Origin of the sequence: Bradyrhizobium sp. BRP20 (assembly GCF_020194215.1) — a bacterium.
Lineage (GTDB): Bacteria > Pseudomonadota > Alphaproteobacteria > Rhizobiales > Xanthobacteraceae > Bradyrhizobium > Bradyrhizobium yuanmingense.
The window spans coordinates 389,145-410,738 of the sequence record NZ_JADYVY010000003.1 but is presented as its reverse complement, the minus strand read 5'-3'; the positions used below and the strand labels follow the sequence as shown (position 1 = coordinate 410,738).

Here is a 21,594-nt window from a genome sequence, read left to right as displayed (position 1 = left end):
TAACCCGGAGACCTGGAAAATGCAAACCCTTGCTGTCGATATCGCCACCACCTTCGTCGATGACGCCGCCGCCCTCGTCGCCGGCTTTGGCCGGGCCCTGCTGCGGCTGGCCATGGCCCCGGTCAATCGCATCGCCAACGCCTGCGACGTTGCCGGTGTGCTCGCCGAACGCCGGGCGACTCTTCGGATGTGGCGGGCGAGCCGTGCCCGTGCCCGTCACGAGGGCCGCCGGTTCAGCCTGCTCGGCCGCTTCTCGCCGTTTCGCCACCTCGCCCATCTCACCTGAGGCGCGCACGCGGGTCGGCTCGAATGCAAGCGCCGGCTGCAAGGATGGACTTAACCATGTCCGGACGGGCGTGGCCGATCCGGCGGATTTCGACGATGCGGTTCAGTCTTTCCTTCATCGCCCGGCGCCATATCCGGGCGAGCGAGGCCGCTCCGCCCGGCCTCGACCGGATATTTGCGAACCTAACGATGCCGATTGGAGACCAACAGGATCGGAGGAACCGAGGGGACAGAGCAGGCCAGCAACTTCGTTGCCGCGCAATCGTTCGCCCTATGCTTCCGGTCGTGACGTTTCACAGACAACGTAACAACCTCAGTCTGCCTTGCCAAAACAGGACCAGTCATGATCAGGGAATTGATGTCGTCACGCCGCTTTGCGCCGCTGTTCTGGGCGCAATTCTTCTCGGCGCTCAATGACAACGTGCTCAAGAATGCGCTCGTCATCATCCTGCTCTACAGCGCGGCAACGAGCCACGGCGATGCGCTGGTGACGGTGGCAGGCGCCGTCTTCATCTTCCCCTACTTCATCCTGTCCGGGCTCGGCGGCCAGCTCGCCGACAAATACGTCAAATCCGTCGTCGCAAGGCGGCTCAAATTCGTCGAGATCTTTGCAGCTTGCTTCGCCGCTGCCGGCTTCTTCCTGCATTCGGTGCCGCTCTTGTTCGCAGCGCTCGCGCTGTTCGGCACCATCGCCGCGCTGTTCGGCCCGGTGAAATACGCGATGCTGCCGGACCAGCTCGAGCTCGGCGAACTCGCGACCGGCAACGCGCTGGTCGAAGGCGCGACCTTCATGGCGATCCTGCTCGGCACCGTCGCCGGCGGCCAGTTCGTCGCCGGCTCCGCGCATATGGGCTGGGTCGCATCCGCCGTGGTCGTGCTGGCCGTGTTGTCCTGGGCGTTCGCGTCCCGCATTCCGCAGACGACGCCCTCCGCGCCTGAGCTGCCCATCGACGCCAATCCCTGGACCTCGACGGTGAGCCTGCTCAGGACGCTTCGTGCCGACCATCGCCTCTGGGACGGCACCGTGATCGTCTCCTGGTTCTGGCTGGTCGGCGCCATCGTGCTGTCGCTGCTGCCGGCGCTGATCAAGGACGTCGTCGGCGGCACCGAGGGCGTCGTGACGCTGTGCCTTGCCATCTTCGCGATCGGCATCGCGATCGGCTCGCTGTTTGCCGCCAGCCTCAGCCACGTTCGCCCGAACCTCGCGCTGGTGCCGATCGGCGCCATCATCATGGGCTTTGCCGGCCTCGATCTCGCCTGGGCCATCGGCGTCACCGCAAAGGGGCACGAGATCACCGCGCTCGGCTTCGCGACTTCGTTCGGTGGCCTGCGCATGCTGGCCGACTTCGTCGCCTTCGCCTTCGGCGGCGGCCTGTTCGTCGTTCCGTCCTTTGCCGCGGTCCAGGCCTGGTCGCAACCTTCCGAGCGCGCCCGCATCATCGCCGCCGGCAACGTGCTGCAGGCCGCCTTCATGGTGGTCGGCTCGCTGTTCGTCGCGCTGTTGCAGGCGGCAGGTCTGCATATCGGCTGGATCTTCTTCGGCCTCGGCGTCGCCAGCTTCGGCGCGGTGTGGTTCGTGCTGACCAAGTGGGGCAAGGAAGGCGTGCGCGATGCTGGCGGGCTTCTGTTCCGCGCCCTGTTCCGTACCGAGGTGCGCGGGCTGGAAAACCTGCCGCCTCCCGGCACGCGCATGCTGATCGCGCCGAACCATGTCAGCCTGATCGACGGCCCGCTGCTGCACGCCGTGCTGCCGATCGACGCGAGCTTTGCGGTCGACACCGGCATCGCCAAGGCCTGGTGGGCCAAGCCGTTCCTGCGCGCGATCAAGCACTACACTATGGACCCGACCAAGCCGCTGGCTGCGCGCGACCTGATCAAGCTGGTGGCGGCGGGCGAGCCTGTCGTGATCTTCCCTGAGGGACGCATCACCGTCTCCGGCTCGCTGATGAAGGTGTATGACGGCACCGCGATGATCGCGGACAAGGCCGACGCCGTGGTCGTGCCGGTCCGGATCGAAGGTGCGCAGCGCTCCTATCTCAGCTATCTCAACTCCAGCCAGATCAAGCGGTCCTGGTTTCCGCGCGTGACGGTGACGATCCTACCGCCGGTCAAGCTTCCGGTCGACGAAACGCTGAAGGGCAAGGCCCGCCGCAACGCCGCCGGCGCCGCGCTGCAGGACGTCATGATCGACGCCCTCGTCAAGAACGCCATGCTCGATCACACGCTGTTCGAAGCCCTCGGACACGCCTATCGCGACCGCGACACCGGCAAGGTCATCATCGAGGACGCGCTCGGCACCAAGCTGACTTATCGCAAGCTGATCCTCGGCGCGCAGGTCCTGAGCCGCAAGCTCGAGAACGGCACCGCAACCGGCGAGAATGTCGGCGTGCTGCTGCCGAACTCCGCGGGCGTCGCCGTCGTCTTCATGGCGCTGCAGAACAGCGGCCGGGTGCCGGCGATGCTCAATTTCTCGGCCGGTCCGGTCAACGTGCTCGCCGCCATGAAGGCCGCGCAGGTCAAGACCGTGCTGACGTCGAAGGCCTTCATCGAGAAAGGCAAGCTCGACAAGCTGATGACTGCGATCTCCGCGGAGGCACGCGTCGTCTATCTCGAGGACGTCCGCGCCTCGATCGGCATCGCCGACAAGATCAAGGGCCTGCTCGCGGGCACGACGCCGCGCGTGCCCCGCCAGGCCAACGATCCCGCCGTCGTGCTGTTCACGTCGGGCTCGGAAGGTACGCCCAAGGGCGTGGTGCTGTCCCACCGCAACATCCTCGCCAACGCGGCGCAGGCGCTGGCGCGGGTCGATGCCAATGCCAACGACAAGGTGTTCAACGTGTTGCCGGTGTTCCACTCGTTTGGACTCACGGGCGGAATGATGATGCCGATGCTGGCGGGCATTCCGATCTACATGTATCCCTCGCCGCTGCACTACCGGATCGTGCCCGAGCTGATCTACCAGACCGGCGCTACGATCCTGTTCGGCACGGATACGTTCCTGACCGGCTATGCGCGCTCGGCGCACGCTTACGACTTCCGCACCCTGCGCCTCGTCATCGCCGGCGCCGAGGCGGTCAAGGACCGCACGCGGCAGGTCTTCATGGAGCGCTACGGCATTCGCATCCTCGAAGGCTATGGCGTCACCGAGACGGCGCCGGTGCTGGCGATGAACACGCCGATGGCCAACCGCCCCGGCACCGTCGGCCGTCTCTCGCCGCTGATGGAAAGCCGCCTCGATCCGGTCCCCGGCATTGAGGAAGGCGGACGCCTCTCGGTGCGCGGCCCGAACGTGATGCTCGGCTACCTCAGGGCCGAAAATCCCGGCGTGCTCGAAAAGCTCCCCGACGGCTGGCACGACACCGGCGACATCGTTTCGATCGACCCGGCCGGCTTCATCACCATCAAGGGCCGCGCCAAGCGCTTTGCCAAGATCGCGGGCGAAATGGTCTCGCTGTCGGCGGTCGAAGCCATCGCGGCGGCGCTATGGCCGCAGGCGGCATCCGTCGCCGTGTCGATCCCCGACCAGCGCAAGGGCGAGCGCATCGTGCTGCTGACGACCGAGAAGAATGCCGAGCGCAGCGCGATGCAGGCCCAGGCCAAGGCGATCGGCGCCTCCGAGCTGACCGTGCCCGCTGCGATCATGGTGGTCGACAAGGTGCCGCTGCTCGGCACCGGCAAGACCGACTATGTCACGGCCACGACGATGGCCCGCGAGCAGGGATCCCCGCCCGAGCGCGAGGTGGCGTAAGAGGTTGCGAGACGGGCGGCGCGGGGTCACGCCGCCGTCCGCCGCTCCTGCGCATAGCGCACCAGCGCGGCGAAGCGATAGATGCCGTGCATGAACTTGCCGTAGGGCATGGTGATGAACAACGCGAACACGGCGCCGAGATGCAGCGCGAGCAGCGGTCCCATCGCGGCGGTCTCGCGCAGCACCAGCAGCAGCATTCCGGTGAGGCCGGTCAGGAACAGCATGGCGATGAAGCCGACGTCCATGCCGTAGCTGTATTCGTCGAGCAGCGCGGGATCGCGCCGCATCTTGGCGGCGAACAGGCCGATGGGCCCGACGATCAGGCCGATGCCGCCGAGCGTGCCGAGCACCACGGGCAGGTCCCACCACGGATACGGCGCCTCGCGGCCGAGCAGATAGTGATAGAGCGTCGCGACCGACGTCGCTGCGAAGCACAGGATGAAGCCGTAGAAGGTCAGGTGATGATAGAGCTTGCGCCGGTCGGTCGGCTTGTCGTCCTCGTTGTAGCAGCCGACGCCACCGCCATGGAGATAGCGCAGCTCGCCGGCGTCGCGGATCGCCTGAAAGATCGAGCCGCCATTGGCGCGGCCGCCGATCGGTGTGCCGATGTCGCGCCAGAAGGCACGCACGCTCATGACGAGTGCGAGGATCGCGTAGAGGAATGCGGCGCCAAACAGCGCGACCATCGCGTTGTGCGGCATCAGCTTGTAGAAGGCGCCGGGCCCGGTGTGCACGCCGAACAACACGCCGCGGTCATTCAAGGCGGCAAAGCCGAGAATGAAGATCGCCATGCTGAGCGCGGCGGTGATGCTGATGACGAGGCCGTTGCGCGCGAAGGCGCCGGATAGCGGCCGCGGCCAGGCATAGGCCGCATAGGACTCCGCGCGCGCAACCGCCAACGTCTTCGGGACGTTGACGTTGAATTCGTGCGGCGGCGAGAACTGGCAGTCGACGTAGCAGGCGCCGCAGGAATGGCAGAGATTGGCGAGATAGTTGAGATCGCCGTCGGAGAAGGCGCGCCGCATCTCCATGGCCGGAAACACCGCGCACAGGCCCTCGCAATAGCGGCAGGAATTGCAGACCGTCATCAGACGGTCGGCTTCGTCGAGAGTCCTAGTTCCGTGCATGTTTCGCCGCTTCCCGTCCTGCGATCCGCCCGAACACGCTGCCGATCGTCATGCCCATGCCGGCCGCATAGCCCTTGCCGAGCACATTGCCGGCCATGATCTCGCCGGCCGCGAACATGTTGGCGGACGGCTTGCCGTCCTTCATCAGCATTCGCGCCTCCTTGTTCACGCGCGTGCCGAGGTAGGTGAAGGTGATGCCGGGCCGCACCGGATAAGCGAGAAAAGGCGGCGTCTCGATCCGGCGCGCCCAATGCGTCTTGGGCGGCGTGATGCCCTCCGTCACGCAATCATCCAGAATGGTGTGGTCGAAGGTCCCGGGCCGCACCGCGGCGTTGAACTCGGTGATGGTCTGTTCCAGCGCGGCCGGATCGAGCGCGAGCTTGCCGGCGAGCTCCGCGATCGTCTGCCCGGCGATCGGCGGAAACAACGTCGGCATGAAGCTGGTCACGACGGTGGAATCGAAGATGATGTAGGCGATCTGGTCGGGCTGCGCCGCGACCAGCCGGCCCCAGATCGCGTAGCGCTTCGGCCAGATGTCCTCGCCCTCGTCGTAGAATCGCTGCGCGTGCTTGTTGACGACGATGCCGAACACGACCGAGTCGTGTCGCGTGATGATGCCGCCGTCGAATTTCGGCGCGCGGGCATCGATCGCGACCGCATGACACTGCGTGGGATCGCCGACCTCCTGCACGCCCTTGTCGAGCAGCATCTTCAGGATCGAGCCGCGGTTATAGGGCGTGCCGCGGATCAGGAAGTTGTCGGCCGCCTCGCCCCAGTATTGCTTCAGCCATTCGATGTTGGCCTCGAACCCGCCCGCAGCGGCGACCAATGAAGTCGCGCGGATCTCGCTCTCGCCCTTGACCGGCCGCTTGAGGCGCGCGGCGAGGAACATGCCGTCCTCGATCACGAGATCGATCACCTCGGCGTCGTATTCGACGGCGACGCCGAGCCGCTCCGCGGTGAGATAAAGCGCGTTCAGCATCGCCCGCCCGCCGCCGAGGAAAAAGGAGTTGGTGCGGCCGAGGCTCAGCGTGCCGCCGAGCGAGGGCTGCCAGCGCACGCCCTGCTCCACGATCCAGTTCAGGATGTCCTTGGATTCGCGGATCATATGTCGGGCGAGCACCTCGTCGGTCTGCCCGCCGGTGACGCGCAGCAGATCCTCCCAGAATTCCTCCTCGGTGTAGGGGCCGGTCAGGATTTCGGTCGCCGCGTCATGGGCGCAGCGCATGTTGCGGGTGTGGCGGGTGTTGCCGCCGCGATAGAATTTCGGCGCGCCTTCGAGCACGAGCACCGAGGCGCCGCCGCGCCGCGCGCTGATCGCAGCGCACAGGGCGGCGTTGCCGCCGCCGATCACCAGCACGTCGTATTTGCTGCTCATACCGTCCGCCCGACGGCACGCGAGATTGGAGAAATTCTGTCCGTCAGTGGCATGCTCGACCTTCCAGCGTTGCGCATTTTGTCGACAACTAGCGCCTCGCCCTGCGCGCTGGACGCGCGTCTTCAGCCAAAGCCGATAAGGCATTGTCGAGGATCTCGGTCGGACCGCCCAGCGTGCGCGTCAGGCGGATGGCTGCCTTCAGCAACAGCGACGCCATCGTCTTGATATTGTCTCTCGTGAAGCGCGGCTTCGGCCCCGAGAGCGACAAGGCGCCGACGCACTTGCCGCCGGACCCGAACACGGGGCAGGCCAGCCCGGCACAATCCGGATCGCGCTCCCCGAACGACACTGCGATGCAGCCCTCGCGAATCGCGTCATAGGTCGCGCCTTTCTCACCGTCAAAGGCGAGAATAACCCGGCCCGCCGCCCCGCGCTCCAGCGGCAGCAGCATGCCGGCCTCGACGCGGTCGAGCGTCGAGTGTTGGGAATCGACGCGGAACACGCAGAGCCGGCGCTTGGCATCATGCCGCACGTGGTACGACGGACTTTCGGTGCCGTCGGCCACGAGCTGGCGCAGCAGCGGCATCACCCGATCATGCAGATTGTTGTTGCGCTGGTACACCGCACCCAGCCGGAACGGCGTCGGCCCGAGATGGTAGCGGCCGTCGGCGAGTTGCACGAGGTAGCCGAATTCCTGAAGCGAGGCCATCAGCCGCAACAGCGTGCTTTTGTACATCTTGGTGCGCTTGGCAAGCTCCGCCAGCGTCATCGGCTCCGGGGCATCCTCGAACGCGGCAAGGATCGTCAGAGCGCGGTCGACGGCGGCGACACCGGGCGAAGGCATGGCGTTTCCTATTGGGGGAATCCGGAGGGATCGATGAGCTTAGCGATGACGGGAAAGTAAGCATCCCCCATCCCCTTGTCGATCGTCTCCTGGAAGATGGTGCGCATAAGCGCGGCACCGCGCAGGTTGAGCCCAGCCTGCGCGCCGAGCTCCAGCGCATAGGAGAGGTCCTTCATTGCATATTCAGTGGAGAACGCCCGCAGCGGAAACTCCCCGGCGACGATCGCCTTCATGCCGTGATTGCGCAGGGCAAAACTGTCCGCCGACCCCTTGGACAACGTCTCCAGCAGCAGCTTCGGCTCGACGCCGCTGTGCTTGGCAAGCGCGACGGCCTCCGCCAGCGCATTCACCGTCTCGAACAGCACCATGTTGTTGAGGATCTTCGTCACTTGGCCTGCGCCGGTTCCGCCACAGAGAGTGACGTCGGTCGCAAAATGCCGGATCAGCGGCTCGACCACGGCGAACTGCTCGGCTGTCGCGCCGACCATAACGCTGAGCGTGCCGTCCTGGGCTGCCTGGCGGGTGCGCGCGATCGGCGCATCGATCCAGAGCGCGCCCTTCTCCGCGAGCTGCTTCGCGAATGAACGGGTCAGGCCGACGTCGGACGTGCCGAGATCGATCACAGTCTGGTCGCGCTTGACCGCCGGCAGGATGCTCTCGAAGACCGACATGACGTGCTTGGCGCTGGGCAGGCACAGGAAGACCGTCTGTGCGCCGGCGACAACATCCCCGATCGACGTCGTCGCCGTCGCTCCGTCAGCCACGATACGCGCCAACGGCTCCACGGAAAGGTCGAACGCAAGCACCGGCCGGCCGCTCTTGCGCAACAGGTTGCGGCAGATCGGCTCGCCCATGACGCCGAGACCGATGAACCCAATCGAACCAGACATTCCTTAACTCTCCCTCGAAGTCGTGTGGCCGGGCGGACGCCGGTCCCGCCCGGCCGGCGCAGTTACTTTACCAGCGGGCAGCCGCCTTCGCTCAACGGCCGGAATACCTCGTCGCCCGGCTTGGAGCCGACGATCCGGTAATAGTCGAACTTATACTTGGACTCCTCCGGCTTCTTCACTTGCACGAGATACATCGTGTGCAGCACGCGCCCGTCGGGGCGGACCGCAACGTCCTTGTTGTACATGTCGTTGACCTTCAGCTCGTGCATCTTGGCGGCAACGACCGTTGCATCGGTGGTGCCCGCTGCCTTGACGGCGGCGAGGTAATGTCGGACGCCGCTGTAGACGCCTGCCTGCACCATGCTCGCGACCTTGCCGTCCATCAGCGTCGAGTAGCGCTTCGACCAGGCCCGGGTCTGCTCGTTGAGGTCCCAGTAGAACGAGGTCGTCACCTGCAAACCCTGCGTGACCTTCAGGCCAAGCGAGTTCACATCCGTGATGAAGACCAGGAGGCCGGCGAGCTTCTGGCCGCCCTCGACGATGCCGAACTCACCAGCCTGCTTGATCGCGGTCTGCACGTCCGCGCCCGACGTCGCGAGGCCAACGACGTCGGCCTTGGATCCCTGCGCCTGCAGCAGAAAGGACGCAAAATCCGCAGTGCCGAGCGGATGCGCGGCCGAGCCGATCACTTTGCCGCCGGCGACGTCGATGAACTTCGTGGCATCGCGCTGAAGCGCGTGACCGAAGGCGTAGTCGGCTGTCACGAAGTACCAGGTCTTGCCGCCAGCCCGCGTGATCGCGTCGCTGGTCAGCTTCGACAGCGCGTAGGTGTCGTAGTTGAAGTGGAAGCTGATCGGCGAGCAGGACTTTCCCGTGAAATCGGACGAGCCCGGACCCGAGATGACGAAGATCTTGTTCTTCTGCTTGGCGACTTCCAGGATGGCAAAGCCGGCCGAGGAGGCTGCGCCGTCCGCGATCATGTCGACGCCCTCATTGTCGAACCATTTGCGCGCAGTTGCCGATGCGATGTCCGGCTTGTTCTGATGGTCGGCCGAAATGATCTCGATCTTCTTGCCGAGGAGTTCGTTGCCGAAATCCTCCGCGGCGAGCCTTGCGGCGGCGACCGAGCCCCGCCCTCCATTGTCGGCGAACACACCGGACTGGTCGTTGAGAACGCCGATCCTGATGACATCGTCGGCCGCGACCGCGGCACTCGTCTGCGCGGCCAGAGCGACCGCAATCATCCAACGCAACTTCATAACATACGCCTCCCGTTTACGACTTTTGCTTATCGAGGATGTTTTGCAGCACCGGCGCGATGTAGCGGCGGAACTGGCCTGGGTTTTCACTCATCGGAAAATGGCCGAGCCGCTCCATGACGGTGGCCTTCGCACCGGGAATCCCGGCGGCGGTCCGCAGCGTGTCCTCCGGCGTGCAGGAGAAATCGTACTCGCCGGTCAGCAGATAGAGCGGGCACTGGTTGACGTCGATGTTGCCGGTGCGACCACGCAGATCGCCATCGACGCGATAGAAATAAAGATCGCCCTTGAAGATGCCGGGTCCGCCCTGCTTGTAGCCCCACAGTGTCTCGTTGCGCGCACCCTCAGGACCGCCAGGCGCGATCAATCCCGATACCAGCGCGGCGCAGACCTCGCCGCCATGAACATCGGGCCGGTTCAGCCAGGTCGTTTCGTACCAGGGCTGCTGGAAGTCGGCGGCCTCAAGGCCGATCAGAGCGCGAAACTCGTGAGCATGCGCAATGGCGAGATTGAGCACGATGCGGCCACCGATCGAGCAACCCATCACCACCGGCCGCTCCAGCCCAAGCGCGCTGCAGAAGGCGCGGATCGTCGCCGTGTAGCTCGCGGTGGTCAGCCGGTATTCGCTGCCATATCGGCTGTCCGGGGGATTGGACTTACCATGCCAGGGCATGTCGAAGGTGATGACTCGGAAATGCCTCGTGAACTCGTCGTCCACGAGCAGATGACGCCACTGCCGCGCGTCGGAGCCGGCGGTGTGGAGGCAAACCAGGGGAATGCCGCTGCCGTTCTCCTCGAAATAGATCCTGTTGACCTCGCCATCGATCTCGACGTGCACGTAGCGCCCGACAATCGGCTCGATGAAGCCGTTCATGACGCGCCTCCGAACCCGCTGCGCCGCGGTAGCGCCAGAAGATCCTTGAAATACTGAAGGTACGCCATGAACGGATGCAGATCGCCTTCGAGCGTCGCCTGCCCGCGCTTGGTCAACGCCAGCAGATCGTGCCATCCCGCCGGCGGCATTCGTTGCCAATATGCGGCGAACGCGGCGGGCGTCGCGCGATAGGAGAAGCGCCAGGAACGCATCAGCACTGGCGCCGGCGCCATGTCGACGATCCGACCGGCCCGAATGGCGAGGTGGAATGGCTGCGTGCTCGGCCCGAGCAGGCAATCCACATCGAGCCAGCGACCACGGGCAGTGAGGGCCTCGTCGCGGATCAGCAAATCGGGAATCGCCTTGAAGGCTTCGATGACGGCATCGGGCGTGAATGGCACCGGTGAGCCGTCGTCCTGCCGGACGCGTTCGAATTCCATTGTCTCGTCCCTCAATTGCGTTCGTTCTATTGTACAGAACGATATTCTATTTCTATTCCAGTTTCTATACAGGGCTTGTGAGCGAACTCAAGTGCGCAGGAGCCGTGGGGCCGCGCGCCGTGGCGGAAGCAGGCCGACCGCGCGAGAGAGACCGCTTGATTTCAAGCTTCGAAGACGCGCGCGACCAGCCAATAGCCGCCGAGCAGGCCGATCATGGCAGAGAACGTGTAAACCAGCCCCTCCGCCCTCACCGGTTCGGACCGGTCCCCTCCGCTCCATCGATCGGCGAGACGGAGGGTCGGCAACGCGACCGCAACGATCGCGACCTGCCCGATCTCGACGCCGATGTTGAAAGCGGCAAGCGCCGGCACGGCTGTGTTTGGCGGTAACCCGATGCCACGCAGCACCCCCGCGAAGCCGAAGCCGTGGATCAAGCCGAACAGAAAAGCCACACGCCAGCGCCTGTCGACGTCGCGCGAAAAGAAATTCTCCACAGCCACGAAGACGATCGAGGCCGCAATCGCAGGCTCCACGATGCTGCTCGGAATCACGAGAACATCGAGCGCGGCCAGCGACAAGGTGATTGAATGGGCAATGGTGAAGGCCGTCACGATTTTGACGACGGGCATGAGCCGTCGCGCCCACAGCACCACCGCGATCAGGAATGCGATGTGATCGTAACCGAGGAAGATGTGCTCGATGCCGGTGATGACATAGCGCTGCATCGTCGACCACAGCGACGGCGGCGCGGTTGAAAGCGTGACCGTCGTGTTGCCGGCGTCGAGCAAGGCCTGCGTTTCCGACCGCCCCTGCGCAATCAGCACGACTTGTCGAGCAGCCTTGTCCTTCTCGGTCAGCACGGTGGAACGATAGATGAGATCGCCGGCGGCGTCGGCGCAGGCAAAGCTGTTGCGATAGACGATGCCGTCGCCGTCGGCCAAGATCGCGGCATCTCCGGCAACACAGGCCTTGGCACCACCTGTGACAGCCAGGTGCGTGCCCATATAGGCAAGGATCGCGGGCTTGGCCGCGTCGACCGCGACAGGATCGACCGCGTCCCGTCTCGGATCATAGATCTTCGTACCGATCAGGCGATCGACATCGCTGCCCTTCAACCCGAGCTCGACGCTCACCGAGCGATCAGGGCTCAGCCTCACGCGCGCGGTGACGAGATTGACCTCATGTGCCTCTGCCGGAAAAGCGATGCCGAGCAGCACCCAGAACCCCGCCAGAAGCAGCCGCCTCATGATCCCGCTCCATCGCGCTCACGCCAGCACATCCGCCACCACGGCCTTCAGGACGTCCCGCGCATCGGCCGGCTTCAGCCGGACCTGCAAGCCGCGCTGGCCTCCATTGAGATAGACGAGATCATGCGCAAGCGCGCTCTGCTCGATCACGGTGCGCACAGGCTTGCGCTGCCCGAACGGGCTGATGCCGCCGACCTTGTAGCCGGTGACGCGCTCGGCCTCGGGCGGCTTCATCATCTGCGCCGACTTGCCGTTCGCCGCCGCCGCCAGCTTCTTCATCGAGACCTCCTGGTCGGACGGCACGACCACGCAGACCGGCTTGCCGTCGACCAGCGCCATCAGCGTCTTCAGGACGCGCGCCGGGTCCTCGCCGAGCGCGGCCGCCGCCTGGAGCCCGATGCTCTCGGCGTCGGGATCATAGTCGTAGGTGTGAACGGTGAAGGCAACACCGGCGGCCGTGAGTGCGCGTGTCGCGGGGGTGACTTTGGACATGAACGGTATTTACCACCGTCATGGCGAGGCGCGAAGCGACGAAGCAATCCAGAATCTTGCCGCGGAGGCAGTCTGGATTGCTTCGCTTCGCTCGCAATGACGGTGTGGGTGGAAATTTCCCGCCACACTCCAGCCGTCGTTCCCGGCGAGGCCTACTCCGCCGCGTCCTGCATCACGGCGCGTTCGGCCCGCGCTGCGCAGAACTTGAACTCCGGGATCTTGCCGAACGGGTCCAACGCCGGGTTGGTGAGCAGGTTCGCCGCCGCCTCGGCGTAGCAGAACGGCATGAACACCATGTTCTCCGGCACGTCGCGGTCGGAGCGGACCTTGACCTCGACGGCGCCACGGCGGGTCTCCAGGCGAATGAAATCGCCGGGCACCAGCTTCTTCTTGCGCATGTCCTTTGGCGACATGAACGCGACCGCCTCGGGCTCGATCTGGTCGAGCACCTGGGCGCGGCGCGTCATCGAGCCGGTGTGCCAGTGCTCCAGCACGCGGCCGGTCGAGAGCACCATCGGATATTCGTCGTCGGGAATCTCGTCCGGCGGGATGACCTTGGCCGGCACGATCTTGCCGCGGCCGCTCGCGGTCGGGAAGCCCGTGGTGAAGATGATCTCGTTGCCGGGCTTGTTCGGATCGTCGACCGGATAGGTCACCGCGCCTTCGCGCACCAGCCGCTCCCAGGTGATGTTCTTCAGCGACGGCATCAGCTCTGCCATCTCGGTGAAGACGTCGCCGGGTCCGGCATAGTTCCACGGCAGGCCCATGCGCTTGCCGATCTCCTGGATGATCCAGAGATCCTGGCGCGCATCGCCGGGCGGCTTGATCACCTGACGCGCCAGCTGCACGCGGCGGTCGGTGTTGGTGAAGGAGCCGTCCTTCTCGGCGAAGGCCGAGGCCGGCAGGATCACGTCGGCGTGAAACGCAGTCTCGGTGACGAAGAGGTCCTGCACCACGAGATGATCGAGCATCGCCAGCGCATGGCGCGCGTGCTGCAGATCGGGATCGGACATCGCGGGATTCTCGCCCTCGATATACATGCCCGTGATCTCGCCGGCATGGATCGCGTTCATGATCTCGACCACGGTCAGGCCGCGGACGGGATCGAGATCCTGCTGCCAGAGCTTTTCGAAACTGCCGCGCAGATCGTCGCGGCCGACCGGCTGGTAGTCCGGCAGGAACATCGGGATCAGGCCGGCATCGGAGGCGCCCTGCACGTTGTTCTGGCCGCGCAGCGGATGCAGGCCGGTGCCGGGACGGCCGACCTGGCCGGTGATCAGCGCGAGCGCGATCAGGCAGCGCGCATTGTCGGTGCCGTGGACGTGCTGGCTGATGCCCATACCCCAGAAGATGATCGACGATTTCGCGCGCGCATAGGTGCGCGCCACCTCGCGCAAGGTCTGCGCCGGGACGCCGCAGATCGGCTCCATCTTCTCCGGCGTGAACTCCTTGATCTTCTCCTTGAGGTCCTCGAAACCCTCGGTGTAGCCAGCGATGTACTGGTCGTCGGTCAGGCCCTCAGTGATGATCGTGTTGATCATCGCGTTCAGCATGGCGACGTCGGAGCCGGGCTTGAACTGCAGATGCTTGGTCGCATGCCGCGACAGCGACTGCCGGCGCGGATCCATAACGAACAGTTTTGCGCCGTTCTGCTTGACCGCGTTCTTGATGAAGGTCGCCGCAACCGGATGGTTCACAGTCGGATTGGCGCCGATCACGATGATGACCTCGGCGTCCATGGCGGCAGAGAACGGTGCCGACACCGCGCCCGAGCTGAGGCCTTCGAACAGCGCCGCGACCGACGAAGCGTGGCAGAGGCGCGTGCAGTGATCGACGTTGTTGGAGCCGAAGCCGGTGCGCACCAGCTTCTGGAACAGATAGGCCTCTTCGTTCGAGCCCTTGGCCGAGCCGAAGCCGGCCAGCGCCTTCACGCCCTTCTCGTCGCGGATCTTGACGAGGCCCTTGGCGGCGATGTCGAGCGCTTCCTCCCAGCTCGCCTCGCGGAAATGCGTGAACGGATTGGCCGGATCGACCTGATCGTTCGCATCCTTTTTCGCGTTCGGCAACCGCACCAGCGGCTTCGTCAGGCGATGCGGATGGTGGATGTAGTCGAAGCCGAAGCGGCCCTTCACGCAGAGACGATTGTGATTGGCGGGGCCGTCGCGGCCTTCCGCATAGATCACCTTCTCGTCCTTGACCTCATAGGTGACCTGGCAGCCCACGCCGCAGAACGGGCAGAGCGAATCGACCTTCTTGTCGGCATAGGCGACGCGCGTCTGCTTATCGTCGAGCATCACGGCCGGCATCAAGGCGCCGGTCGGGCAGGCCTGCACGCATTCGCCGCAGGCAACGCAAGTGGATTCGCCCATGGGATCGTCGAAGTCGAACACGATCTTGGCGCCGGCATTGCGGTAGGCCATGCCGATGACGTCGTTGACCTGGACCTCGCGGCAGGCGCGCACGCACAGGCCGCACTGGATGCAGGCATCGAGATTGACGCGCATCGCCGGATGGCTGGCATCGGTGGCCCAGCGCTCGGCGGCGGGAAAGCGGCTCTCGGTGACGCCTGTCGTCTCGGCCCAATGCCAGAACTTCGACTCCGGGTCGTGGCTGGTTTCGCGCGCCGGCTGGTCTGCGACCAGCAGCTCCATCACCATCTTCTGCGCAGCAGTCGCGCGGGCGCTCTCGGTCTTCACCTTCATGCCGACCGACGGCGTGCGCTTGCAGGACGCAGCCAGCACGCGCTCGCCCTCGATCTCGACCATGCAGGCGCGGCAATTGCCGTCGGGGCGATAGTCCGGCGCCGGCGAATAGCAGAGGTGCGGAATGTCGCGGCCCTGGCGCTTTGCGACCTGCCAGATGGTCTCGCCGGGCTTGGCCTCGACCTGCTTGCCGTCGAGTTCGAACGTGATCTTGGTCATTCGGCGGCTTCCTTGAACTCGTCAGGGAAATATTTGATCACGGAAGACAGCGGATTCGATGCCGCCTGTCCGAGCCCGCAGATCGAGGCATCGCGCATCGCCTGGCTCAATTCTTCCAGCAAGGCACGGTTCCAGACCGGCCTTTGCATCAGCAGCGCCGCCTTCTGGGTACCGACGCGGCACGGCGTGCACTGGCCGCAGCTCTCGTCCTCGAAGAACTTCATCAGGTTCAGTGCGGCCGACCGCACGCTGTCCTTGTGCGACAGGATCACGATCGCAGCCGAGCCGATGAAGCAGCCGTATTTCTCCAGCGTGCCGAAATCGAGCGGGATGTCGTCCATCGCTGCAGGCAAAATGCCGCCGGACGCACCGCCCGGCAGATAGGCGTAGAACTGGTGGCCGTCGGCCATGCCGCCGCAATATTCCTCGATCAGCTCGCGCACGGTGATGCCCGCGGGCGCGAGCTTCATGCCGGGATTCTTGACGCGGCCCGAGACCGAGAAGCTGCGCAGGCCGTGACGCTCGTGGCGGCCATGGCCCTTCCACCAATCGGCGCCCTTCTCGACGATGTCGCGCACCCACCACAGCGTCTCGATATTGTTGATCAGCGTCGGCAGGCCGAACAGGCCCACCTGGAACGGGTAAGGCGGCTTGTGCCGGGGCAGGCCGCGCTTGCCCTCGATGCTCTCCAGCAGCGAGGATTCCTCGCCGCAGATGTAGGCGCCGGCGCCGCGCCGCAGATGCAGCGTCGGGCCGCTCGACGGAAGCTTTGCGATCTCGCGCTGGAGGATCTCGCGCGAGGCCGGATATTCGTCGCGCAGATAGATGTAGACGTCGCTCGCCTGCACCACGTGAGCGCCGATCAACATGCCCTCGATGAAGCGATGCGGATCGGTTTCGAGATAATAGCGGTCCTTGAACGTGCCGGGCTCGCCCTCGTCGCCGTTGATCGCCATCAGCCGCGGCCCGGGCTCGCCGAGCACCGCGCGCCATTTGCGCCCGGTCGGGAAGCCGGCGCCGCCAAGGCCGCGCAGCGAAGCGTCGTCGAGCGCCTTCAGGAGATCGTCCTTCGACAACTCGCCGGAGCGCAGACGATTGAGCAGCTTGTAGCCGCCACCCGCGACGTAGGCATCGTACTCGGTATATTTGGGCAGATGCGTATGAGTATCGCCGGCCTTTGCCGCCGCCATCACATCGGCGACGGTCGCGTGGTCGACGAAATTGTGCCCGACCTCGGCGGCCGGCGCTGTGTCGCAGCGTCCAACGCAGGGCGCGCGCACGACGCGGATGCCGGGACCTGACGCGCTCTGCAGATCTTCGAGCAGGTTCTCGCCGCCAAGCATCGCGCAGGTGAGCGAATCGCATACCCGGATCGTCAGCGGGGGAATGTCGGGCTCGCCTTCCTTCACCACGTCGAAATGCGCGTAGAAGGTCGCAGTCTCGAACACCTCGGCGAAGGCGAGCTTCATCTCGTCGGCGAGCGCGGCCAGATGCGCCGCCGAGATCTGGTGATACTTGTCCTGGATCAGGTGCAGATATTCGATCAACAGATCGCGCCGTCGCGGCCTGTCGCCGAGCAACAGCTCGATCTCGTGCGCGGCCGTGGGATCGACCTGCCGCCCCTTGGGGGTCGCCTTGGCGCGTCGGCGTCCCTCACCGGGATGCTCGAAGGAGCGGACCTTGTGCACGTCCTCGTGGCTCATCGCTTCGTCTCGATCTCGTCCTTATCAGGACTCCACTTCTATCCTCTGGCATGCCAGATGCCAAGAAAATTATCACGCTCGCGGAAGTGGTTACGCTGCACGGCTCAACAGAGCCCAGCACCGGCCCTGCGTTCTTGAGCAAGGCCGAGCCAAGCCCGAATTGGCCGGGAGATCAATAAAGGCGTCTCATGCTGCGATAGCGAAGTCCTATCGACGTCGCTTGAGGCGCGGCGGGAGCGCAAGGGCCGCCGCCGTGAACATTTCCCTTTCTACGGGGCGTCGCTCTTTTCGACCAGGAACACGATGCGCGCCTCGTTGCGCTCGGTGATCTCGACCTTGTCGCCGGTCTCGCGGATCAGATTGGGAATATCGATCACCGAGAGCGGATCTGTGCAGTGAACTTCGAGCTGGTCCCCTGCCTTGAGCGGCTTGAGCGCCTTCCGCGTCTTGAGGGCCGGCAACGGGCATTTCAACCCGGTGAGATCAAGTGTCGTCCTGGTCATGGCCGCACCATGGCGAGGCGCAGCGGCTGCGTCAACGTTAGGCGGCATCAGATCAGGCTGGCGTAGGGCAGGAAGCCGACATCCTGCCCCGGCTCGACATTCGTGATGTCCTCGCCGAGTTCGACGAGGCCATCGGTCTCGACCAGCGAGGACAGGAGCCCGGCGCCTTCGCGCGGGAACTTGATCGCCTCGAGCCCGCCGTCCTGCGCGCGCCGCAGCGAGGCGCGCACATATTCACGCCGGCCGGACTTCTTCTTGTAGGTGAACGCCGCGCGCAGCGGGATGGGCAAGAGCGGCTCCGGCAACGCGCCCGACAGCGCCAACACCGTCGGTCGCACCACGTGGACGAATGTCACGAAGCTCGCGACGGGATTGCCGGGCAGTCCGATCAGCGGCGTGCCGTCGATGATGCCCATCGCGACAGGACGACCGGGCTTGATCGCCATCCGCCACAGCACCAGCGAGCCGATGCTCTCCACCGCCGCCTTGACGTGATCCTCCTCCCCGGTCGAGACGCCGCCGGTGGTGAGGATCAGGTCATGGTCGCCCGCAACCTGCTTCAGGCCGCTCGCCAGCGACGTTCGCTCGTCGCGCAGAATGCCGAGATCGCTGACCTCGCAGCCGAGCCGCCGCAGCATCGCCATCAGCATGAAGCGATTGGAATCGAACAATTGCGAGGCGGCGCGCGGCTCGCCGGGCGAGGCGAGCTCGTCGCCGGTCGAGAACACGGCGACACGGATGCGCCTGACGACGTCGAGCCTCGTCAGGCCGAACGCGGCGGCAAGGGCGACGTGCTGCGGCCGCAGGCGCTGGCCGGCGCGCAGCGCGACCTGACCTTGGGGAATGTCCTCGCCTGCAGGCCGCACATTTGCGCCGGGCTTCAGCCCCGGCGGCAGCACGATCCTGCCTGAAGCATCGATGCGGACGTCCTCCTGCATGAAGACCGTCTCCGCATCCGGCGGCATCGGGGCGCCGGTGAAGATGCGCGCGGTGTGGCCGGGCTTGATCGGCGCTTGCGCAAGGCCGCCGGCCTGGATGCGGCCGTCAAGCGGGAAGGCCTGCTCTGCGCTTGCCGGAAGGTCGGCGTTGCGCACGGCGTAACCGTCGACGGCGGAGTTGGTGAACGGCGGCAGCGGCAAAGGCGCGGCCAGATCGCGCGCGAGCACGCGCCCGTCGGCATCGACCAGCGCCACCGTCTCGAGATCGACGATGGCGTTGACGCGCGTCGTGATGAGGCCGACGGCTTCGTCGACCGACATCATCGGGCCGCCGAAGGCAAAGCAATCGTCCGACAGTTGCGCCATGGTGCCTCGTCAGCGTGTCGCTGCGCTTCTTGCTACCGCTTCCTCGACCGGCATCGCCGCCCGTAGCATCAATGCCGCCGCGCCTTCGATATCGTCGAGATGGACAGTCGGGAGCCTCGTGTCAATCGCGACGTCGGTCGCAATCCCGGCAATTCCGGGATCGTCCGGAAACAGCAGCGGCTTGCCGTTGGCGGCACGATGCACCTCGATCTTGCGGTGCGGCTCGCGCTTGAATCCCTCGACCACGACGAGATCGACCGCGGAGAGCTTGTCGAGCAGCTCCGGCAGCCGCGGCTCCGCCGCCCCGCGCAGCTCATGCATCAGCGCCCAGCGTTTCGACGAGGCCACCAGAACCTCCGCCGCGCCGGCCTCGCGATGGCGCCAGGAATCCTTGCCGGGCACGTCGACGTCGAACTGGTGATGCGCATGCTTGATCACGGAGACGCGCAGGCCCTGCGCGTCGAAATGCGGGATCAGCCGCGTCAACAGCGTGGTCTTGCCCGCACCGCTCCAGCCTGCAAGGCCGATGACTTTCATTCCAGCTCCGTGTCCGTGACGATCAGGTCCCTTGTGGAACCGCGGCCCCTCCGCGTCATTGCGAGCGCAGCGAAGCAATCCAGACTGCCGCCGCGGAAAGACTCTGGATTGCTTCGCTGCGCTCGCAATGACGAGCCGAGGCATTTCGCTCTCTCCCCGCCATGCTTATATCGGCTTGACCCGAATGTCATGCTAACCTCGCCGCCATGATGAAGATCGACAAAGCCCCGGTGCCCCTGATCGTCCCCAATCCGGACGACCCGCGCCTGACCCAGAGCGTGACCGGCACCGACCAGACCGGCGCCAGGGTCGAAATCAAGGTGCCGATGGAGCGGCCGCTGACGCTCTATTTGAACGCGCAGGAGATCGTCACCATGATGACGATCGGCGACTACCCGGAATATCTGGCGCTCGGCTATCTGCTGAACCAGAACATGCTGAAATATAACGACGTGGTCACCGAGGTCGAGTACGACGATGACCTCCAGGTGGTCGTCGTGCGCACCTCACACCACACCAATTTCGAAGCCAAGCTGAAGAAGCGCACGCAGACCTCCGGCTGCGCGCAGGGCACCGCCTTCGGCGACCTCTTGGAGGCGGTCGAGAGCGTCGCGCTGCCTAAGGCAGAGCTGCGCACCTCCTGGCTCTACCAGATGACGCAGACCATCAACACCATGCCCTCGCTTTATCTGGAGGCCGGCGCGATCCACGGCTGTGTGCTGTGCAAGGAAGGGACCCCGCTCTGCTACACCGAGGATGTCGGCCGCCACAACGCCGTCGACAAGATCGCGGGCTGGATGTACCGCCACGGCGTCGACGCGTCCGACAAGATCCTCTACACCACGGGGCGCCTCACCTCCGAGATGGTGATCAAGACGGTGCGCATGGGCATTCCGATCCTGGTGTCGCGCTCCGGCTTCACCGCCTGGGGTGTCGATCTGGCAAGGCAGGTCGGCCTGACGCTGGTCGGGCGCACCCGCGGCAAACGCTTCATCGCGCTCGCAGGCGAAGAGCGTATCGTCTACGACCAGAACCTCGCTTATGTCGAAGAGGAATCGGCCAAGCACAAGCGCAAGGGTGAAGGCGGTGACGACTGACATTTCCGCGGCGCGTGTTCCGCCGACTCTCGGCGTGCTGCTCGCCGGTGGGCTCGCGCGGCGCATGGGCGGCGGCGACAAGCCGATGCGCACCATCGGCGGCCGCACCATTCTGGAACGCGTGATCGCGCGCCTTGCGTCCCAGTGCAGCGGACTGATTCTCAATGCCAACGGCGATCCCGCCCGCTTTGCCGCGTACGGCTTGCAGGTCGTCGCCGACGACGTGCCCGGCTTCCCGGGTCCCCTCGCCGGCATCCTCGCGGCGCTCGACTGGACCGCGGCGAACCGGCCGGAAATCGAATGGGTGCTCAGCGCCGCCGGCGATTGCCCGTTCCTGCCGCGCGACCTCGTCGCGCAGCTGCATGAGGCGCGCGCGCGTGAGAATGCGCAGCTTGCGGTCGCAGCCTCAGGCGAGCAGTCGCATCCGGTGATCGGCCTGTGGCGCGTCGCCTTGCGCGAGGAGCTGCGCCACGCGCTCGTGGTCGAAGACCTCCGCAAGATCGACCGCTGGACCGCGCGCTATCCGCTTGCGACGGTGACGTGGCCGATCGAGCCGCTCGATCCGTTCTTCAATGCCAACACGGTCGAGGACATCGCCGAGGCCGAGCGGCTGGCGGCGCTGGATGACGCGTCTTAGCGACTCTATGATTTCGGAAACTCGTTGAGGAGCTGCGCCCAGATGATCGCGAAGGCGATCAGGCCGCAAATGCCGACGGCAGTGGTGAAGCGCGGCAAACGGCCGATCGCAACCAGCAGCCAAGCCGGCAGGAAGAACGCCCCGAAAACCATGCCCAGCGGAAACACCGCGAGCCATTGAAAGCCGCTGCCGTCCCCGGGCGGAACATTCGCGATGTAATGGAAGGTGTAGAGCCAGAACAGCGTGCCGGCCGCCGCGACGAGAGCAGCGATCTTGCGGAAATTGAGGGGCGTCGATGCGGTCATGAC

At 65.4% G+C, this 21,594-nt stretch carries 19 protein-coding genes; 4 read left to right on the top strand and 15 right to left on the bottom strand.

Going from position 1 to position 21,594, the window contains the following annotated elements; genetic code table 11:
• Positions 1-19: 19 nt before the first annotated feature.
• Together I6F33_RS38465 and I6F33_RS10915 are read left to right on the top strand one after the other, a co-directional pair.
• Positions 20-286, top strand: a complete 267-nt coding sequence (locus I6F33_RS38465; RefSeq protein WP_074448103.1) for a hypothetical protein — start codon at positions 20-22, stop codon at positions 284-286.
• A 342-nt stretch (positions 287-628) separates the two neighbouring features.
• Positions 629-4,033, top strand: a complete 3,405-nt coding sequence (locus I6F33_RS10915; protein WP_225142413.1) for an acyl-[ACP]--phospholipid O-acyltransferase — start codon at positions 629-631, stop codon at positions 4,031-4,033.
• Positions 4,034-4,059: 26 nt separating this feature from the next.
• Here I6F33_RS10915 and tcuB read toward each other — a convergent pair whose 3' ends face one another.
• The 14 genes from tcuB to mobB form a co-directional block, all read right to left on the bottom strand.
• Positions 4,060-5,160, bottom strand: a complete 1,101-nt coding sequence (gene tcuB, locus I6F33_RS10910; RefSeq protein WP_225142411.1) for a tricarballylate utilization 4Fe-4S protein TcuB — start codon at positions 5,158-5,160, stop codon at positions 4,060-4,062.
• Complete coding sequence (tcuA, locus tag I6F33_RS10905; protein ID WP_225142408.1) at positions 5,147-6,538, bottom strand: FAD-dependent tricarballylate dehydrogenase TcuA; 1,392 nt, start codon at positions 6,536-6,538, stop codon at positions 5,147-5,149. The genes tcuB and tcuA overlap by 14 nt, the downstream gene beginning before the upstream one ends.
• An 88-nt stretch (positions 6,539-6,626) precedes the next feature.
• Positions 6,627-7,382, bottom strand: a complete 756-nt coding sequence (locus I6F33_RS10900; RefSeq protein ID WP_036011383.1) for an IclR family transcriptional regulator — start codon at positions 7,380-7,382, stop codon at positions 6,627-6,629.
• 8 nt (positions 7,383-7,390) lie between these two features.
• Positions 7,391-8,272 (bottom strand): NAD(P)-dependent oxidoreductase, encoded by an 882-nt coding sequence (locus I6F33_RS10895; RefSeq protein ID WP_225142406.1) that lies wholly within the window; start codon positions 8,270-8,272, stop codon positions 7,391-7,393.
• Positions 8,273-8,334: 62 nt separating this feature from the next.
• Positions 8,335-9,531 (bottom strand): ABC transporter substrate-binding protein, encoded by a 1,197-nt coding sequence (locus I6F33_RS10890; protein ID WP_051057080.1) that lies wholly within the window; start codon positions 9,529-9,531, stop codon positions 8,335-8,337.
• 16 nt (positions 9,532-9,547) lie between these two features.
• A complete protein-coding gene (locus I6F33_RS10885; protein WP_109145110.1) occupies positions 9,548-10,405 on the bottom strand; it encodes an alpha/beta fold hydrolase in 858 nt (285 codons plus the stop codon).
• Positions 10,402-10,845, bottom strand: coding sequence for a hypothetical protein (locus I6F33_RS10880; protein WP_036011397.1), 444 nt, complete (start codon positions 10,843-10,845; stop codon positions 10,402-10,404). The genes I6F33_RS10885 and I6F33_RS10880 overlap by 4 nt, the downstream gene beginning before the upstream one ends.
• A gap of 161 nt (positions 10,846-11,006) precedes the next feature.
• Positions 11,007-12,092, bottom strand: coding sequence for a HupE/UreJ family protein (locus tag I6F33_RS10875; RefSeq protein WP_225142403.1), 1,086 nt, complete (start codon positions 12,090-12,092; stop codon positions 11,007-11,009).
• Positions 12,093-12,110: 18 nt separating this feature from the next.
• A complete protein-coding gene (ybaK, locus tag I6F33_RS10870) occupies positions 12,111-12,584 on the bottom strand; it encodes a Cys-tRNA(Pro) deacylase (RefSeq protein ID WP_225142401.1) in 474 nt (157 codons plus the stop codon).
• A gap of 152 nt (positions 12,585-12,736) precedes the next feature.
• Positions 12,737-15,505: a formate dehydrogenase subunit alpha gene (gene fdhF / locus I6F33_RS10865; protein ID WP_225142399.1), complete on the bottom strand. Its 2,769-nt coding sequence runs from the start codon at positions 15,503-15,505 to the stop codon at positions 12,737-12,739.
• Positions 15,502-17,208 carry an NADH-ubiquinone oxidoreductase-F iron-sulfur binding region domain-containing protein gene (locus tag I6F33_RS10860; RefSeq protein WP_225142397.1) on the bottom strand — a complete coding sequence of 569 codons (1,707 nt, stop codon included), beginning with the start codon at positions 17,206-17,208 and terminating at the stop codon, positions 15,502-15,504. Before I6F33_RS10860 ends, fdhF begins: the two co-directional genes overlap by 4 nt.
• Before the next feature lie 269 nt (positions 17,209-17,477).
• Positions 17,478-17,711, bottom strand: coding sequence for a sulfurtransferase TusA family protein (locus I6F33_RS10855; protein ID WP_036011410.1), 234 nt, complete (start codon positions 17,709-17,711; stop codon positions 17,478-17,480).
• A gap of 47 nt (positions 17,712-17,758) precedes the next feature.
• Positions 17,759-19,015, bottom strand: a complete 1,257-nt coding sequence (gene glp, locus I6F33_RS10850) for a gephyrin-like molybdotransferase Glp (protein ID WP_225142395.1) — start codon at positions 19,013-19,015, stop codon at positions 17,759-17,761.
• A 9-nt stretch (positions 19,016-19,024) separates the two neighbouring features.
• Positions 19,025-19,552, bottom strand: coding sequence for a molybdopterin-guanine dinucleotide biosynthesis protein B (mobB, locus tag I6F33_RS10845; RefSeq protein WP_225135032.1), 528 nt, complete (start codon positions 19,550-19,552; stop codon positions 19,025-19,027).
• Between the two features lie 206 nt (positions 19,553-19,758).
• Here mobB and fdhD point away from each other — a divergent pair, with 206 nt between their 5' ends.
• Both fdhD and mobA read left to right on the top strand, forming a co-directional pair.
• Positions 19,759-20,649, top strand: coding sequence for a formate dehydrogenase accessory sulfurtransferase FdhD (fdhD, locus tag I6F33_RS10840; RefSeq protein ID WP_036011418.1), 891 nt, complete (start codon positions 19,759-19,761; stop codon positions 20,647-20,649).
• Complete coding sequence (gene mobA / locus I6F33_RS10835) at positions 20,630-21,286, top strand: molybdenum cofactor guanylyltransferase MobA (RefSeq protein WP_225142393.1); 657 nt, start codon at positions 20,630-20,632, stop codon at positions 21,284-21,286. Before fdhD ends, mobA begins: the two co-directional genes overlap by 20 nt.
• Positions 21,287-21,291: 5 nt before the next feature.
• Here the strand turns inward: mobA and I6F33_RS10830 are convergent, their stop codons facing one another.
• Complete coding sequence (locus I6F33_RS10830) at positions 21,292-21,591, bottom strand: hypothetical protein (protein ID WP_036011456.1); 300 nt, start codon at positions 21,589-21,591, stop codon at positions 21,292-21,294.
• Positions 21,592-21,594: the final 3 nt, after the last annotated feature.